The organism is Ulvibacterium sp., assembly GCF_028285715.1.
Classification (GTDB): domain Bacteria; phylum Bacteroidota; class Bacteroidia; order Flavobacteriales; family Flavobacteriaceae; genus Ulvibacterium.
This window is the reverse complement of sequence record NZ_JANQOO010000004.1, coordinates 23,986-41,884: the sequence shown is the minus strand read 5'-3', so window position 1 is coordinate 41,884 and position 17,899 is coordinate 23,986. Positions and strand designations below refer to the sequence as shown.

The window sequence follows — 17,899 nt, the reverse complement described above, 5'->3', positions numbered from 1 at the left end:
AACTTATTTGAATAGGTTAAATTACTTTTTTGGCAAAGAGCCAGGGTTTATGGCCATTGTTGGGTTCTAGTTTTCAATAACCAGGAGCATTTGGCGATTCTAGGGTTATAAGCCTTATTCTATTACGAAAAATGCTTATTTGATTGTCATTTCCAATTGCGATTAAATTCTTACCTCTACTAGTGTCTTTTAAATAAGGTTCCAAGCTAAACTTGTCTATAATAATGAAGTCCTGAATAAATTCATCATTGAGTAGATTCTCATACAAAAAAATCCTTTTATCTATTATAACAAATTCTAAAGTGTCGCCTGTTCTACTTTTAATACTACCATTAAAATCTTCTAGGTTTAAATAAAGTTTAGATTCAAATAAATTACCATTGTTGGCGTAAATATTTTCAGATGATATGTCAAAATAGAAACCGAAAGTATCAAAGCAATCAAAATAATCATTTGCCGCAACATCACCTTCATAACCATATCTCCCGGATTCGGAAACCAAATACGTATGGTTACGATCTCTCATTTTAGTGAGAAAACAATTATTCAAATTAGTTTTATTATATGTTAGTTTATAATTAGAGAAATTCCACGTGTAAAAAGAGTTATCTTTTGTTGAAGATTTGACCGTTTCTTTTTTTTCATTTTTAACATCCAATACCTTTAATACTCTATAGGCCAAAAACACGTTTTCGCCTTTTACCGAAATATTCTTAGTATTCCCAAAATTCCCTTCTACGTCAATATTGTCTAATTTCGTTTCTATTTTTGCTTCTAAATCAATGCCCAAACCCTTGTCATATTTCATTGAAAAGTCTTCTATTATTATTCCTTCGAATAGGAATGATTTCCCGGGTATTAATCCTAAATCTGTAATGCTACTTGGCCTAACAATACTCATTTTTTGAATTTCAAGATTAACCTTTCGTTGGTATTGTTCATCAATGCCAATAAAACTGAATAACGCAAGACCTAATTTGTTTTTAAACTCCTGACTTAAGTTAAAAGTAGATAGTGATTTTTTATTAGTTAAATCAATGTTTCCTTTTCCGGATTCCGATGGTCCAATTCCTTGAATCCAATTTGCTCCTAAAGGAAGATTCTCCCTAGGTATTGATAAGACAGTATAATCTTTAAATGGGTCTGAAACCTTTGTTACTACCTTTTGAACAGTTGTCTTACTTGATTGACAACTAAAAAGCATGAGTACAATACCAAATAAAATAGACCATTTTCTTTCTTTCATTTTGATTGATTAGATGGTTATTGACTTACTAAAAATAATCGATCCCTGTTAAAATTATATTTTTTGTAGTATTTATTTTTACAAAAGATCAGATTATTCAAATATAAAATATATCAAAACCGAAAGATAGTTCTTTGGTATACAGGTGTATTTTCCTATTTTTATTTAAAGGATTAGATTGAAATGGAACAATCTCTCCCAATTATGCTTCGGAGTTGAGAAGGCGTTCCCAAAAATCCTTTTCCGGCATATTATCCGTTAAATCGGCCAACTTCCTCCCTTCCAGATATATCAGATAATCAAGTTGACCGGAATGTTTGGCACCTTCAATCTTTTTTCTTGCCTTTATAATCCCCATGATCCTGTTCTCCAAAGAGACCACGTTCATTGTTCTCTGGTACTGCTCCAATGTAAGATTGGGAATACCTCGCATCTTTATGAGTTTGGATAGGTAGAGAGTATATTTCATGGATATAATCCAAATAAAAGTGGAACGGATTTGGATTTTAACATGTCCAGGGAAACAATCGTTCATTTGGATAGAGAGTTTTCTGATTTGATGGTTCATTATATTAATTACATCAAACCAATCCTCATGTGCTACTATATGCAAATTCAACTGGAAACATACCTAAAGCGTACTTAAAATACAAAAGGAAAGAGTTAAAAGGAAAACAATCTTGGCATAGATAATGAGGTCAATCATCCCTAACTTGACCAGCAATGTTTTTTCGAAATTTACATCAGTAAAGCAAAAAAGTATACCGTTAGCCCTAAACAGAAAATAGATATCTGCCAATTCAATCTTCTCCAAGACATGTCCGCCAAATCCGAACGATATTCCCTTAGTTTATCGAAATCCCTTTCAAGGTCATCCTTGTACTGTTGATTTCTGCCATAATTTAAACAATCATCGAAATTAATCTTCGGGGTGCTCCTAAACTGCAGTCCTAATCTTTCGTACCATTTTTTTTCATCAAAACTTCCTTCTTTGAGAAATGCTTTCCAAAACCTATATACCCTATGTCTTATAATATTTATATCCCTAGTTTTTCTAAAGTAAATTGCTCTGTTATGTGCTCCAAGAATTCCTAAGAAAACGGACCATAACATTAGGAGGACAGAGCTACAATAAAGAGTCAATTTAAGGTCTATACTGAATATTTCCATTGTTGCCTGGATATCCCTTTCTTTCAAATATTCAAAGGCAAAGGCAATGAAGCCGACAGCTAAAGTGATTACGAGGCTGTTTATATATGTCATCTGCTTGAGTGCTTCCTGAGACCATCGGGTCCGACTTTCTCCAAACTTTTCTAGCTGTTTTATTTCGCGATACTTGACCTCATCGGGTTCAATATCCATTTTTTCCTCAGTCATCGTTGTTAATATGTTAAGTTGATTTTGCTAAATTTAGAAAACTTAGTCGACTCAATGGGAATCTACGAATACAACATATTACCTGAAGAAGTGCAATGGAATACCCTTTGGAGGGTAGGCCATTTCGTTGCGAACCAAAAGACCAAGGAGGCCGATTACCAATTATATGCCATTGACAAATTCTTTGTTGAGGTAATCTTGAATCCCAAAACCAGCAAGATAGAGAGCAAGAACGTTTTCGCCCACGGGCATTGTATGGAAAAATATGTTGGCAGGTTGGAAATCTGATATTTTTGGAGGGCCCTTAATTGATCGGTATCTTTGTAAACAAAGTTCAATTACCAATGATCGACCAGGAATTGGAGGAGTTCGAGGATTTCGGCTCCTACCTTAAACATACGAGGGTCAAATATGGTATCAGCCAACGTTTTTTGAGCAGGGAAAGCGGGGTGACACGTGCCAATATCTCCAAGATAGAGAACCATAAGGCCGGGGATGTCCTATTAAGCACCGCGATCAAGCTATCGAACGTATTGAACCTCGGGATATTCCTGAAACACTCCCCAAAACCTTGATTGGCGCATGTAAGAGAGCGTTTGTTTCCATCACCTGCCCAATTTCGTCACTTTCATAAAACTATGCGATAACGGGCTTCTATAATCTCGCCATGTTCCAGTTTTCCGATACAACTTTGGATAAATCAAAGGCAATGACCAATGATGTGACCACCCCTAAATTATTATGTTTTGGGTAGGTAGGTTCAGAATTCCACATTTGCAATAGCCCTTTGGGATGCAATAGGTCTTCCAAACGATTTGGGATTGACAATTTACAAGAGCACTGGCATTACCTGATTGACGACAATTCCACATCTTAAACCCTATTCTTTGAACTAGGCATCTCCAAGATCTCGGTTTTTACCGCTATATTCGATATGTAATTAATGTTTCACTGACCAAAATAATGTTTTGGAGTTAACGGACTTACTGACACCCGACGTTTGTAGTGACCTCAACAAAAAGAAATTGGCGTTGAGGCACATCGATAGGGCCTCGTTCACCCATAGTATTGAGGAAAAAGGGCTTAGGTTAACGTTCACCTACGTAGTTGCCAAGGTCGAAAACCGTCCGTCCATTACATTGATTTTGGATTTGGAAAGTATCGTAGACCGTAATATCCCCGGGTCTTTGAACTTGCATTTTTCTAACTCATTACTCGCAAGTCTTCTAATAAAGCCCGATTCGGTAGGTGACATTCAGTTCAATATCAAGGGAATCGGCAGGGAGACATTTAAAAATAAATTAAACGTAAAATCTGAATTTAATGATGTCTTTGGCTTATCAATAACCAAATCCAATGGTATTAGTACAATAGGGATAAATGGCGAGTATAAATATCTTAGAATCGATGATCTGCGCTGTGATGCATTTTTCCTTTCCGGGAATTTCGGGGAAATCGAATTGACAAGATTACGCCCCTTGAGCAGTATCCATCGTTCAAATTATGGAACCTTCGAAATTTCACGTTGCAAATGCCAAAAATGCAGTCTTGTCAATATTAATTCGATCAAAAAATTGATTATTAAAAACTCCGAATTCCAATATCTATCTGTTGAGGACACTATTGTTGATAATACCTCAGTTTCAAGATCTTCTATTGGGCAATTGAGTTACAACGGCAATCGCAGTGTCAATTTTGGACTTTCTAGACTTAACTTGGAAACCAGTGGTAAATTGAAAATAATCGATAACACTATCGAAAGATTGTCGCTGGACTATCTTAATCTTGAGGCCAAGCCTAGCAATCGTAGATTTTTGTTTTTTGGCCATACTCCTCGAAAGGCACATTCGACCATTCAATTTGAAGATAACGATTTGGAACAAATACATTTGAACCAGATCAATTGGTCTTATTATGGTATAGAAGCTCATGCCGATAGACCAGAAGAAAAAAAGAACATTATCATAAAAATAAAACAGCACTATAGTACCAAACAGGATGTGCCAAATGAAAAGTTGTTCAAGTCCTACGAGAAGATATGGTATTTTAAGAACAGAAAAAGAAACCTGCCGTTGGGTCTTTCTTACTATTCCAATTTATTCGGGTTATCTGTCGGAAGGCCATTGCTCTGGATTTTGACGGCCCTTGTCGTCCAATTCCTTTTATTCTATGCATTTGCACCAACTGAATGCCGAGATCTATATCTTGAAAAATGGGGCGTTTTCGTTCAGTTGATAAACCCCACGCACAGAACGAGCATTTTTACCGACCTACTGGAGGAATGCCGCAGCGACAGTGCCGGGTATTATAATCTGGTTTTGGTCGTCGATAATCTGTTCCGAATCTTGATCGGATATCTTATCTTTCAGTTCATAGATGCCTTTAGGTACAAATACAATTTGGGAAGATGAAGGTGTTTATTTTTAAAACTTGACATATATACAGGTATTCGGATTCGCTTATATAAGGTTTCGCTATATAAAAAAGAAAAAACATACTCACGAGCTCAGGGGGTTTCAACAGGAACGACAGATTTTTAAGTTTCCAATGTTTTGAAGTTACCTTTTAAGCCAATTCCTTAGCAACTATTTTAAGTATCTATTATCACGGTCTAGCGTTGTCAGTCCATCATTTAAATTGAAAAAATGTTTACTTCACAAGACTTTTATAATCAGTTCCAACTGAATTATTTCGACTATAAGCAAAATGCTAATGAGCACCTTCTCAATCTAGACGAGGAAGCAATTGCAAAAATTGTGAAAGGGATTTATCACTATAATATCGAGGATTTCAGGAATTCCATAATGATGGAAATAAGAATGACCTGTTTATGGACAATAGATACGCTTTTCGAGTTGATGTTTTGTCTTTTGCCGGACCATAAGCAGCGATTGCAAGATGATAATATACTGAATAACCTTTCCAAGAAGAAACCATACTATAGGGATTTAAACAAATTTGTCAATGGAAGTAAAGGCAGGTTTGATGCATTTAAATGGAGTGTTAAATACAGTAAGAAAAATGAAGATAAGGAATATCATTGTTCTGTATTAAGGCACCTTTTTTACAAAGATCTTTTTGAACTGCCGGAAGAGAAAGAAATCCAAATTAGCGTTAAAATGATTCAAACCGCTCTTAAATATCTGGGGAGCGAAATAACGCAAAATCGAGAACAACTTAATTCCTTCAAACACGGTCTGAAACTGTTCCCATTTCTTAAGGAATTTAATGCGGTGGCTCCTGGTAATGTTGATAATGCCGTTCATGTCGATCTAAAAGGATCTATTTCTTACCAAACTATCGATAAAAAGCAAAGAACCAGAAAAATACAAACCTCCACATTAAATCCTGAACGGGATTTAGTAATCACGAGGCTTTGCACATGCATGATTTACAACATTATAATCCTTAGAAAAACTGTAAAAGAAAGATTCAAAATCGATGGTAAAAACCTAATCTTCGTATTTACCGAGAAACTAATGGAAGAATTGGATAAAAATAATCCAAGGATAAACAACTTGACAATAGAATTAAAACAACCTTTCGAATGATTTTAAGATTGTTGATGGTTAAAAAAGAAGACTAATTTAAATTTTCAAAATCTAATCTTTTGCAGTTTCCAATTTTTTCTTTTTCAGCTGTTTGAGGGCTGGTATCAAGCGCCTTGAGTATCCATAAATCTGTTCGGACAGGATTTTTTTCTTCTCGGGATCCTCGAGCTCGTACCAGGCTTTTACCATTCCCTTCAATACCTTTATGTTCTTCCTGTTTTCGACGCCCATGCTCCTTGCCAGGTTTAATGCCTTCCTTACCGATTTTGCCGAGCCAACGGGCATTCCCCTAGCAAATCCGGTCTTGGTGAAATCCAACTGGTTCCTGGAGTCCTCACGGCCGATATCCCCGATGGCCAGGAGGAATTTACCGAAATATGTGGTATACCCGTTGATTACGTGGTCTATGCCACGGGGATCCACCTGTAGCCCTAACAGGCCAAAGGCTTTGGTCAACCCTTGGCCGATTCGGGAGGCATATTTCGTGCCGCTCCGAAACGCAATGTCCTTGTTCTTCTCATAGTAAGGAACTATTTCACGGTCCCTGAACATATCATAGTTGGTGGAGACCTCGACCAATGGCTTCAGGGAGCCCAGCATCGCCGCCTCGTCAAAGGGCATCATGGCCTTGAATGCGGATACCCATGCTCCGTCAAATGCATCGTCGTTCCCCTTTACCTTGCTATAGGCCCTGTCCAACAAGGATGAGGGAAGCCCAAGTTCAAAGGGTTTGGGGAGGGAGATCCAGAGGTCGCCGGTCAAGGGGGTCTTAAAGTTCCAGAAAAGGTCGCGCTGCCAATCGGGCAGTTCCTCATATTCCTCATCGTCCCCCATGGCCGAAACAAGGGCCCTGGATGCGATTTGGGGCAGAACGGTGTACAGGACGATTTTCAGGGCAAAACCTCCGGGATCCTCCTTTAATCCCTTTACGGACCGCTTGATGGACTGGACACCGGCGTTGCTGAACGGCACCAGCTTGTTTATGACCTGCATGTAGTTGCCGGCAACGGCAAAGTCCATCAGGTCCCTTGCCTGATAAGCGGCGTAAAGCCCCGCGTTGTAATCGTCCATTCCCTCCCTTTTTGCCTTTCTATATGCGGACCTGTACTCCGCTACCCTATTGAGATTTTCGCTTTTCTGTAGAAAGTTCCGATACCGGTTATAGGATAATTTTCTTGGGTCCAAGATCGCACCGCCCTTGCCGGCGAGATTCTTCACCGCCTGGTTCATGACTTCCTTGTAGGCCTCCTTGTTGGTCAGATAAAAACCGGCCTGGCTGCCCCCGAACAGTTCGAACATCCTTTTGTCCCGCTCATTGTGCAGCAGGTCCCTTATTGTTCCATTGGACCTCGACACTATAAGCCTTGAAAAGGTATCCCTAAATGCATTCCTTGCCGCGAACACAGGAAAGTTCGTGACCGTGAACCTTATAAGGTCCGCGGGCTTGGCAAGTAGATCAAAAAGTCTGTTGTGCGCTATTCCCTCCAGCCCCTTAAGGGCCTCATAAATCTCCTGGCTGAACTGCCACCGTTGAGGTTCGCCCTTGACGAAGACCTTGATACTGTTCTTTTCACCGGATGCAACGATTCTGGCTACCTTGGAAAAATCTAACTGTTGGCCTTCGCCAATGTCCCTATTATTGGACAGGGGCTCCACGAAGGATGCCATTACCTCGTTCCGGTCGGACTCCTTGATGATCTTTACCGTGTTCTGTATAAGGGACTGATATGGGTTTTGGATGGCCCTGGAACCGCCCTTCGCCTTTTTTACGACATCCCTGACCGAGGTTATCTTTCCGGTTTCGGAAAGGAACGGCAAAAGCTCTTCGCCCGGGGATATCTCTTCGATCCGTGCCAGGGAAACATAGTATTGGTTTGAGGACTTTATGAGCTCATAGTCCTTTTGCGAGATACGCCCCTTGTCCAGGGAGTATCTCAGCCCGGCATCCGCAAAGGCCCTGTAACGCCTGGCGGATTCCTTGATTCGGGTATATTTTTCTTGGTCTTTAACGGATAGTTCCTCAAAATCCCTCAGATGGCCCTCGGAAATCTCAAGATCTGATAATATGCCCGCCCCGATGCCCGTTAGATTGTCGGACCTTTCGAACCTCTTGGCATATTCCACTGTTCTTTCGGCTATAAGGAACTTAATTACCTCGTCCATCTCCTTTTTTAGCGTACTCTGATCCGTATGGTCCAAGGCTTCCAACAGGTACTCAACGTTCATGGTCAGGCCCTTATCATCCTTGATGATATTGCCTTTCCCATCTACCAGGCCATTTGCAAGGATGCTGTTGATCTTCCCGTTTATTCCGGCGAAGAGCCTTGACATCATCTCAAAATTCTCTTCGGGCCGGATTTCACTTTTGCCCTTAAGATCGTTTACGTAACGGAAGACTTTATTGGGAATGGCCATGGAATTGGTCCAATTTGCCTGGAACCGGTCGAAGAAATTGATGCTCAGGTTCCCGTCCTCGTTACGAAACCCGTCCAGCCATTCCTTGAACCCCTTTTTTTCGGACAACAGACTATTGTCCACATTGGAAAGAATTTGGTCGCCATAGCTGGCATTTGCAAAATCGAGGTAGTCCTCCGAAAATTGCTTCAGAATGTCCAATGTCCTTTGGTCAACTGTCCTCTCGAAATGTGAAAAGAGCTCGGGAGCGACCTTGTTGGCCACTTCAGGATTGGCTATATACGCCCGTATGAACTCGCCCATTCCCTCCCTTTGGAGATAGGCCTTCTTTCTTTCGGCGCTAAAGTCCGAGGGCGGATTGGAGCCCCCCCTGTCCGAGAACCATTTCAATTGCGAGGTCAATTGGGCCTGGATATCCTTTCCCTTTGAGTTCCCTACGATATCATATCGGTCGTCTATCAAGTGGCCGATTTCGTGTGCGACCGTGTCAAGGTCACCGGCCCTTCCGATCTTTACAAGGCTATTGGAGGGATCAAATGATCCAGCGGCCCTTCTTCCCGGGGTCTTGCCATATATCAGGGTGGCCTTAAGGTCCTTTCCCACATTGGCGATTATCTCATTGAGCTTCTTCGGGCCGGATTTCGATGGCCGTTTTGCAAAGGCTATCCGTTCATCCTCCAATTCCTTTGACCTCAGCTGTGCAAGATGCCCTTTTTGTTTTGCCGGGACATCATCCTTGACCGCTCCCTCGCTTTCGGGCTGAACGTTGTTTTCATTTGCTTTTACGGCCTGAGGATTTTCAACCTCGGGTCTTGAAATTTTCTGTTGGACTTCAGACCGGTTCTCCGCAATCGATAGTTTCTTATCCAAAAGCTTTTTGGCCTCCTCTACCCTTTCGGCCAACAACATCTTTCTTGAATCTTCCGATATGTCGGGGTTCTCCTTTATCTGGTCATGTTCCTTTCGGATTGCCTCCAATTTGGATTCCAGATCTCCCAGCTTCAATCTTTCCTCCTTGGGTAACGACTTGAACCTTTCGTATGCCGAAAGTTCCATATCGCCCTTCTTTGAGACCAGCTTGTCCTTTGTGGCCCTTAGAGATTCCTTGATGTTCTCAGGGATGTCCTGCTGAAGGTCTGCATCGATATCTAAAATGGTCTTATCAATTTCCTTGACCTGTTTTTTGGAGTCGTTGTCCATTACCCGTGCGGCCCCGAGGGTAACGGTCGAAATGCCCCCACCGGTAATGCCCCCGACCAAGGCGGCATCGGCAACGTTCTTCCAAAAGCGGTTAGCAGCAGTAGAGCGGACGCTCTCAGCAATCTTATCATACTCCGGGCTTCCTTTTTCCACTCCTTTGAACTTGGCCAGGGCATCTATTTCCTCTTCTCTATCTTCCCTTCCATAGAATAGGTCGTCCGATAACTGCTGGGTTATTTCGGTCATTGCCTCACTAGAGGCTTCCAGGCCCACCGATTTGAGCATATTGCCCGTGAAGCTTTCGGAAAACTGATTGGCCAGTTCCCTGTTGCCCTTCAATACCCCTTTCAATGGTTTCAAAAGCCCTGCGGTAACACTTTCGAACACACCTTCCGCGGTTCCCGTTACCAATGAGTTCAGTATGCTATTGGTATCCAGATCCTCGCCTTCGCGATCTAATTGTTCCTGCTTTTGTGATGCGGCCCCGGCCCCTATTGCCAATATCCCCCCGGGCATCGCCGCCATTATAATGGAGGGGATACTCCCTGCCGCCCCGTTCGCTACCCTGGCAGCTGCCTGTTCCACACGGCCCTCCCTTATATCGTCAAGGATGTTCCCTTCGTATTGTATTGTCTTTTCGCGGATTTCCTCCGATACATCGGTCAGATAGTTCTGCTCGGCCGCCGACACCTGTCCTAAGGCACCCGATATCGTATTGTTTGCGGATTCCAATTGGCCGATGAGCTTTTCCCTCTCCACCTCGGGCAAATCGTTCACCCTTTGTTCAAAATCCTCGGCACCTTCGATCCCCAAAAGTTTTGCCGTTCCAAGGGTCGTATTGAACTTTATCTTGTTGATGAAATTGGGTATTCCGGAAAAGCTTGCCAATGTTTCCATGGACGCTGCTTTGAGATGTTCAAGGGCGTCCTTGCCCTGGGCCATCCTTAAACTGAAAAGGTCTTTTGCGAAGTCCAGGCCTTTTTCCAGTGCCGTCCTCTCAGGTTCTGAAGTATCCGAAGAAATATTTTCCGTAGGCGAGGGAGATACCGATTCTTGATTTGCCAAGATACGTTGAGAAGAATCGGAGCTTTTTTTTTTTAATGAAGGTAAAAGCTTGGTCTCGAACTCTTCATACGTACCCAATTCAAATTCTTGGCTTACACCGTTATAGAATGCCCTTCGTTTTTTAGGATCAAGCAATTTGGAATTGAATTCCTCGAAGGTACCGACATCATAGCTGTCCGACACAGCATCGTATAGAAGCCTTGATTTGCCCCGGGGTTTAGGTTGCTGCATGATTAGAATCCTTCTATCGTTCTTTTTTTCGTCTCCCTTGGCGCTTCATTTTTGTAAGCCCTACTTCGACCCTCTTCGATTGTCTGGCCCAATTCCCTATGGATGAACGCCTCGTCCTCCCGTGATACGATTACCGAGACACGTTCGTTCGTACCGGGTATCGTGACCTTTGCGCCTCCTGTTCCGAGAAGCTGGGCCTGTAACAATTCTTTCTTGGCCTCCTCATCCCCTGAATCGGCCCTTTCCTCCAATTCGCCATAATCGGTCTTAGTGATCGTCTTTGTCTTGGCAACGACCACATCAAGGACCATTTCCCCATTTTCGTTATAGGTATAGCTCCTGACCTTGGCATTACTGTATGTCTTTCCGTCGCGTGCCCTTACCGTTGGCAGGGTCACCCCCTGTACTCCTATGGCGTTGACCTTATCGGGATCGATATTGGTGGCCGCAAAGTCCCAGATGTCGTTTGTCGGCGTCACCGGTTCTGAAAGCCGTGGCCTTTTTAGCCCATCCTTTTTGGCCGCCCTGGCATCGTCACGGGCCTGGTTTATGGCGGTATGGTCGATTTCCTTGGTGATCTTGGTATCGATAAGTGCTAGGACGGATTTCTTGAAATCATCCTTGATCTTCGACATGTTTTCATCCGTGCCCTCCAGATTATAGTCCCTTAATGCGGCCTCTGTTCTCCCAGGGAGATTGAAGAGTCGGTCTGTTACCAGGTCAAGCGCCTCCAGATTTGCTCCCTTGGTATGGGTCGTTACAACCCCGTTTTCAATTTTTTCCTCCTTCATGGCCAAATTTTCGGCAACATCCCTGATGTAACCCTCGAAGTCGAACTTTCTTTGAAAATCAAAAGAAGGGATCGCCCTCTGGGTCTGATCGAACGTCTGAAAGTCCAATAGGGCTCCCTGGGGGTCGTCTGCCAAACCGTCACCGTCCCTATCTACAAAGGCCACGACGGGAAGGCCCTGTTCGTCCAAACCCAACTGGATATTCTCGAATCCCTTTGCAAAGGCTTTTTCATATTCCTCGTTCTTATATATGGTCCCTTCCGTAACACCTTTTAGGTAAGAGTTGTGCTGATTTGTATAAAAATCGGTGAACGTCTTCAGGTTCTCCGGAAGGTTGTTGATGTTCTGCAATCGAAGTTGGGCCTTAAGGACATCTTCCCTACTGGATTTTGGGTTCTCTATGATTTCCATCAACGGCACATATTCCTCAACTGCGCTTTGCAGCAAGCGGCCCTTTACCTCGTTCAAAGATTGTGAAGCGGTCTGGAAATTGTTGAGAGGCTTTACATACTTATCGTAAAGCTTTTGTTTCCTGTCCTGGGCCGCTTGATCCTGTCGGAACTGAAATTGTTCCTGTTGCCGTTGTTCCTCCTGGCGTATCAGGTTATCCTGGTTCCAATACTGGATGTCCCTTGAAATGTTATCCTCTGGCGCTCTAAGTTGCTGATAGGCCGCATATTTTCCTTGCCTTGCCATCACGAAACTACGTTGAGGTTAAATGCATATTGACCAAAAAGGTCAGGGTTGACGTTGTGTTTTGGTTGAGCGAGGGGAAGCGATAAATTATTCATGATAAGAAAAATTGATTACATATGTAAAATTAATCAATTAAATTGATAATCAATATAGAGAACGGTAATTACATGGGGAAGAAAAATCATTACATTAGCGTGGTACCTTACCCTCATTTCAATGTTTAAGACCTGCCTGGTGGACTTAAAATAATACCAAAATGAGCATAATCAAATTAAAGGCCAGCGATATAATAGAGATCGATGATGAATTCCTTGAATTAATCGTTCGAAAAATGGATGAATACGCCAATAAAAAAAAGCTGGATAAACAGGAGGTATTCAATGTCAGTTCGGCATCAAGGTATGTCGGCAGATCCGAGAACACCCTAAGAATCCACATCCGGAACCATAAGAACAACACGCCCGGAAAAAAACTCAAGGCCAATAAGCCTAAGGGCTCGCGTGATTATATCCTCCTGAAGGAGGACCTTGACCAATACATGATTCGCTATAATATCAAAAGGAAGTGATTCGGCCCATACATATCATTAGCCAGGAATCAAAATTCTAAATGCGGTTGACCCAAAAAAACACCGGGAATCGAACTACTCATATGTTGTAAGTTACCATAGAAAGGAAAAATGATATTGTACAAATACGATATGTTCGCATTCTTTTTGGATTCCATTAAGCTATACGCAGTTGCACTTGTTAAGCAAAATATTCATTTTACAAAGTCTGATAGAATGAGATCAAAATTTTTAATCAGTTCTTCCAACTTTTGTTTTGTTTCGACGCTTTCTTTTAATTCAGGTTTCAAACTTTTTTTGATTGTTTCGTAATCAAGATCAAGGTATTGTCTAAATCCGACGGTTATTATTTGGGACATCAATAATTCACAATGCGCCTTTAAACTATCTATGTCATCTTTGAAAATCTCCTTTTCGATTTTGATTTTTTCATTACGATTACAATTTAGAAATTCAGGATGAATAGGTTCCTTTACCGGAAATCCATCCCAATGTTTAACACAATTTGATATGTAGTTGACTCTACTTGTTATTGCAAATCTATCGTGAGACTTGAGAATATTTAAGTTGTATTTCTTTTTGCAATAATCCTCAATACTTAAAAGATCGTTTTCCTCATATAGTTCTTGTAGAATAGAGTTTGTAGCATTTACCAACGCTTTTAAATATGACTCGTATTTATGAAAAAGCCCAACATATCCGAGCCGAATGGTTTCGTAAAGGTTTTCTTTTAAGTCTTCCTTTGAAATGTTCAATAAATGTTTGTATCTGGATTTTGAGATTTGAGCCCAACTGTCAGCTATTGATTTGTTGGCGGATGGAATATAGTAATTGAGAAACAAGGTCTGAAAGTTTTCCATTTCCGATATTGATGTAATTATCCAGTGGAAAAGTCTATTCCCTTCTTCCGATTCCAGTAGTTTGTCAAAGTCCTTTACTTTGGAAAAGTTTTCCGCCAACCTTTCAACAAGTAAATCAATGGGGTTGTATTTCGGTTTTCCTTTTTTCATGTTTAAGCCTAAAGCTCTCGGATATGATTTCACCCCATCAGGGGTGAAATCGAGCTGTTTGTTCTTCTATAATCCTAATGTAGTATTTTTTAAGTAAGTTGGCTGAACAGAGGTGAATTATACCCAATGGGAACATAAATTATTTATTGGAAAGCTTAGTGATTTTAAAACCATCATTCGTTTCAATCACCTTTCCATATACCTTTTCTTTCTTGATATCTTTAATAATAGCCTTTTCCAAATTTTTAATCGTTTTCCCTAAGTGTTTTTCATTAATAATTAATATTCTTTCCGTGCTATAACCTATACTTCTTTTGATTGTGTCTATATCCGGTGCAGTTCTGTTTTTCCATTCTTTGCCAATCAAAACATTGTCAATATCCGATAATCTTTGTTCAAGTTCAGGATGTTTTTCAATTAATTCATCTGCTAGTGAGTCGGCAAACTCCTGTAATTGAGGTCCGGCTTTTTCGTTTAATATAATCGCTTCTTTTAATTCTGAAACATCATCTAAGTCAGAAGCAAGATTAAAATCCTTTAAATCCAAATTTGGTTTGATAACACGTATATCAGCCGTAGTAACTAAAACTCCACAAGATAAGTCAATAAATCTACCTTCTGACCAATTAGATTCAAGTGCATTTTCATAGTCATTTTGAACAAATACTGGCATAGCAAATCTGAGTTGAAAGATACCGTGTTTCGCTCCATTAGTATTGCCACCGCCATCATTCGTCAATTCAACTCCACCTATGCAGTAACCAATTGACCTTTCAAATTTCCAAACAGATTTAGACTCAATTCTTACAGGAACTAAGTCCTCAGTCGAGTTTAGAATTCCTATTGGATAACTATCACTGGGATATGGTGAGAAAATCCAAGAAGTTCCTGGTTGTCGATATTTACACTCGACTAGCATAGAAAGTATTATTAATTTGTCATTGTCATCTAAACATTTCCAAGTCCTTAAATCAACTGAAAACTCTTTTAACTCTCTACTTTCATTGGGTCTGATATAGGGATATTCGCCGAAGATTTCATGCCCTATATTATTTAGGATATTTGAAGTCACATATTCCAAGGGCAGTCCTGTCTTAAGCAGTCCAGTTTTCCATTTATTTGTTGACTTCTTCCCGTCCATTTATGATATTCGCTAACTTAAGAATATGGATTATATGACATATATATTTTATGTGTAGAGAACTAAGATAAGGGATCTTTGAGGTTATCGACGGAAGTTTCTACCACCCCAGACAAATAAGGGTCTAGGGTAATTTTTGTGGCATGATATATAATCAGGTGTCCGGGACCCTATACAGTATTTAGGACGATACGCCCCAAAAGGAAAACGGATTCCCCAGACCCACGGGGTACGATTCACGCCCTCATCGTTTTAGATTTTTGACTTTTTCCCCGCAGCTTAACGACACCGATTCGGTCTAACTATTTGCGCCTGAACCAAAAATCGGATAGTCATTTTTTGTAGTTGCCGCCCCTTAAAAGGAAAATCGCTATCCATTATTCTTGATGGACTCGACCAATCGCTCCAGGTCTGCAAGCGATTTAATCCTATGAACTGTTCCTAAATGCTCTATAAATCCTGTTGTCTCGTTGCTGACGAAGAGTTCCCGTAGCTCTACGTTCAAAAATCCTGCTATCTTTTGCAGCATCTCGATCGTAGTATTCTCCCCACTGATAATCCGGCTCAAAGTATTGGGGGCAACATCAATATGATGCCCCAAGTCCTTCAATGTCATGTGCCGTTCCTTGGCCAATTCCTTAATCCTATACATACATCATGAATATACTTCAAAGATAGTAAATATTAAGATATTATACCTATTAGATATATTTTAACTTTATTTTAACATGATTGAATGATTCAATAAAATACTTTTCAAGTATATTTGTAATATATTTAAATACCTGACAGATATATTTATCATAACTGCCTAGTAAGTAACGTAATATTAATCATAAACATTTAAAATCGAGAACTATGAAGAAAACGACCGTACACCCGATGCCGACCGCACAGGAAACACTGGACATGCTCCTTAACAGGACGAACGCCGAAAGCCTAAAGGAATCTTTAAAGGAAATGTTCAATACCTATCTGAAGAGCGAAAGCTCGAACGATCAAATGTCAAGGGAGCGGGTCATGCGCCACTATGATGCCCTTGACGGTCTATTGGAAACCTTGATAATGGTATCACATTTCAATAGGACAAATTATTAACTCAAATATATCATCATGACCGGAACCGAAAAGATAAATCAGACAAGGGATACTTACAAAGAGAAAATACTGGAAATGGCCATAAATACAGTTCCAGCTGACCGAACATCTGTTCAGGGCTGGTTGGCCTTGCGATGAATACGTTAGCGACACGGCACCGTTGGGCCAGATGTTCGGGATAGACGAAAAGCAATCAAGAAGCAAAAAACTGTTCAAGGTTTTCAGAAAGATTGCTAAAAAGGATTGGAGCTTCAAGCAAAGGTCGATGGTCCTTTATGACAAGTATCAGCAGCATGCGGTAAAGCTATCCAAGGGATAGGTGAACATGCCAAGGGAATGGCTCATAGGCCCGGTACATAAGGTATCGGGTCTTTGATTTTAAACGAACTAGGGAAACCTGTTTAATTAAGGGATTTTATGCAAATATTATGCAAACAAAAAAGAGTTACATTCTTAAAAATATGTAACTCTTTGAAAATCAAGTGGGCCCTACTGGATTCGAACCAGTGACCCCCTGCTTGTAAGGCAGGTGCTCTGAACCAACTGAGCTAAGAGCCCTAAAATATCGCCTGTTGACTACTATATGCAATGGCTTTCAGGCGGGTGCAAATATACTATAGTTTTTTTGTCGGCCAAAAGAAAAAATACGAAAAAAGAAGGCCGAACAAATTCCCTAATCCAAAGCCTAGAATTTGCATCGACCTAAACCAAAATCCATCTTAATCTCACTAGTTACATATTATGCCTTCATTAAATCCTTTCGGCCAAAATAGTAGACGACAAGTATTAGGATCGTCAAATAAAGAACTAACCCCCAAAACGCGTCCATGCTTCCACTAAACTCGGGTAAAATGGGCAAATAGTTAAAAGCGGCATTCGCGCTAATATGGACAAATATAGCGGTCAGCACATTTCTTGTATAATAGTAAATCCAGCTTATAAAGAGCGTTCCCAAAATAACCCAAACCAAAAATACAAGGAACTCCATTTCTTGGGGAACGCCCGTTCCAATTAGATATGCAGGAAAATGCCAGAGCCCCCAAATGAAACCTAGTAGTAAACTTGAATGAAAAACATTTAAATTTTTCATCAATCGGGGAAGTAGGTACCCCCTCCAACCGTATTCCTCCCCAATTGCAATCAATACTATCACAATGACCTCTGGCAGTAATTGCGTAGTCCTTAAATGGAACCTGGAAATGTCAAACTGCAGGGAAGTAAGCATTGCCAATGAAGCAACTATAGGAATTCCGATCAATGAAACCAGAAACCATTTCAGGGCGGTCTTTCGAATGGTCTGCTGAACGAACAACTCAAAAACGCCCTTTCCACCGCTTGCAATTGCTGTAAGCGCCAGCGCCAGTGCTGATGGTACAAATACCGATAAAAATGAGATGTTTGGGTTGTTCGATTTATAAGAGACATAGCATACTAATGAACTCATAATAATCACGGTAACCGAGAATACAATGATTTCCCTCTTTTCTTTTGAACTCGTAGTTTTCAGCAT

General features: G+C 40.9%; 16 protein-coding genes and 1 tRNA gene. 7 read left to right on the top strand and 10 right to left on the bottom strand.

Translation table 11 applies throughout. From position 1 onward, the window contains the following. Positions 1 to 73: 73 nt before the first annotated feature. The 3 genes from Q0993_RS01110 to Q0993_RS01100 all read right to left on the bottom strand — a co-directional run bounded on the left by Q0993_RS01110 (position 74) and on the right by Q0993_RS01100 (position 2,623). Positions 74 to 1,246: a hypothetical protein gene (locus tag Q0993_RS01110; RefSeq protein ID WP_299528972.1), complete on the bottom strand. Its 1,173-nt coding sequence runs from the start codon at positions 1,244 to 1,246 to the stop codon at positions 74 to 76. Positions 1,247 to 1,448: 202 nt separating this feature from the next. Continuing rightward, complete coding sequence (locus Q0993_RS01105) at positions 1,449 to 1,715, bottom strand: hypothetical protein (protein WP_299528970.1); 267 nt, start codon at positions 1,713 to 1,715, stop codon at positions 1,449 to 1,451. A gap of 269 nt (positions 1,716 to 1,984) precedes the next feature. Further along, the gene (locus Q0993_RS01100; protein ID WP_299528968.1) at positions 1,985 to 2,623 is read right to left on the bottom strand and encodes a hypothetical protein; all 639 of its coding nucleotides are present in this window, start codon (positions 2,621 to 2,623) and stop codon (positions 1,985 to 1,987) included. A 54-nt stretch (positions 2,624 to 2,677) separates the two neighbouring features. Between Q0993_RS01100 and Q0993_RS01095 the strand changes: the two genes are divergently transcribed. The 4 genes from Q0993_RS01095 (at position 2,678) to Q0993_RS01080 (ending at position 6,174) form a co-directional block, all read left to right on the top strand. Next, a complete protein-coding gene (locus tag Q0993_RS01095) occupies positions 2,678 to 2,911 on the top strand; it encodes a hypothetical protein (RefSeq protein WP_299528966.1) in 234 nt (77 codons plus the stop codon). Between the two features lie 56 nt (positions 2,912 to 2,967). Then, entirely contained in the window at positions 2,968 to 3,198 is a 231-nt protein-coding gene (locus Q0993_RS01090; RefSeq protein WP_299528964.1) for a helix-turn-helix transcriptional regulator, read from the top strand. Between the two features lie 393 nt (positions 3,199 to 3,591). Next, the gene (locus tag Q0993_RS01085) at positions 3,592 to 5,034 is read left to right on the top strand and encodes a hypothetical protein (protein WP_299528962.1); all 1,443 of its coding nucleotides are present in this window, start codon (positions 3,592 to 3,594) and stop codon (positions 5,032 to 5,034) included. A gap of 234 nt (positions 5,035 to 5,268) precedes the next feature. Continuing rightward, entirely contained in the window at positions 5,269 to 6,174 is a 906-nt protein-coding gene (locus Q0993_RS01080; protein WP_299528960.1) for a hypothetical protein, read from the top strand. A gap of 51 nt (positions 6,175 to 6,225) precedes the next feature. Here the strand turns inward: Q0993_RS01080 and Q0993_RS01075 are convergent, their stop codons facing one another. Both Q0993_RS01075 and Q0993_RS01070 read right to left on the bottom strand, forming a co-directional pair. Continuing rightward, a complete protein-coding gene (locus Q0993_RS01075) occupies positions 6,226 to 11,085 on the bottom strand; it encodes an LPD38 domain-containing protein (RefSeq protein WP_299528958.1) in 4,860 nt (1,619 codons plus the stop codon). 2 nt (positions 11,086 to 11,087) lie between these two features. After that, positions 11,088 to 12,572 (bottom strand): hypothetical protein, encoded by a 1,485-nt coding sequence (locus Q0993_RS01070; protein ID WP_299528956.1) that lies wholly within the window; start codon positions 12,570 to 12,572, stop codon positions 11,088 to 11,090. A 256-nt stretch (positions 12,573 to 12,828) separates the two neighbouring features. Here Q0993_RS01070 and Q0993_RS01065 point away from each other — a divergent pair, with 256 nt between their 5' ends. Beyond that, positions 12,829 to 13,140 (top strand): hypothetical protein, encoded by a 312-nt coding sequence (locus Q0993_RS01065; protein WP_299528954.1) that lies wholly within the window; start codon positions 12,829 to 12,831, stop codon positions 13,138 to 13,140. A 194-nt stretch (positions 13,141 to 13,334) separates the two neighbouring features. On the opposite strand, the gene Q0993_RS01060 is transcribed toward Q0993_RS01065, so the two are convergent. The 3 genes from Q0993_RS01060 to Q0993_RS01050 all read right to left on the bottom strand — a co-directional run bounded on the left by Q0993_RS01060 (position 13,335) and on the right by Q0993_RS01050 (position 15,943). Beyond that, positions 13,335 to 14,150: a hypothetical protein gene (locus tag Q0993_RS01060; RefSeq protein WP_299528952.1), complete on the bottom strand. Its 816-nt coding sequence runs from the start codon at positions 14,148 to 14,150 to the stop codon at positions 13,335 to 13,337. Between the two features lie 139 nt (positions 14,151 to 14,289). Further along, a complete protein-coding gene (locus Q0993_RS01055) occupies positions 14,290 to 15,291 on the bottom strand; it encodes a hypothetical protein (RefSeq protein ID WP_299528950.1) in 1,002 nt (333 codons plus the stop codon). Positions 15,292 to 15,661: 370 nt separating this feature from the next. Further along, a complete protein-coding gene (locus Q0993_RS01050) occupies positions 15,662 to 15,943 on the bottom strand; it encodes a helix-turn-helix domain-containing protein (RefSeq protein WP_299528948.1) in 282 nt (93 codons plus the stop codon). Between the two features lie 206 nt (positions 15,944 to 16,149). Here Q0993_RS01050 and Q0993_RS01045 point away from each other — a divergent pair, with 206 nt between their 5' ends. Then, the gene (locus tag Q0993_RS01045; protein WP_299528946.1) at positions 16,150 to 16,389 is read left to right on the top strand and encodes a hypothetical protein; all 240 of its coding nucleotides are present in this window, start codon (positions 16,150 to 16,152) and stop codon (positions 16,387 to 16,389) included. Positions 16,390 to 16,404: 15 nt separating this feature from the next. Next, positions 16,405 to 16,527 (top strand): hypothetical protein, encoded by a 123-nt coding sequence (locus tag Q0993_RS01040; protein ID WP_299528945.1) that lies wholly within the window; start codon positions 16,405 to 16,407, stop codon positions 16,525 to 16,527. A gap of 345 nt (positions 16,528 to 16,872) precedes the next feature. Here the strand turns inward: Q0993_RS01040 and Q0993_RS01035 are convergent. Together Q0993_RS01035 and Q0993_RS01030 are read right to left on the bottom strand one after the other, a co-directional pair. Further along, a tRNA-Val gene (locus Q0993_RS01035) sits at positions 16,873 to 16,947 on the bottom strand. Positions 16,948 to 17,128: 181 nt separating this feature from the next. Next, positions 17,129 to 17,899 carry a CPBP family intramembrane glutamic endopeptidase gene (locus tag Q0993_RS01030; RefSeq protein ID WP_299528944.1) on the bottom strand — a complete coding sequence of 257 codons (771 nt, stop codon included), beginning with the start codon at positions 17,897 to 17,899 and terminating at the stop codon, positions 17,129 to 17,131.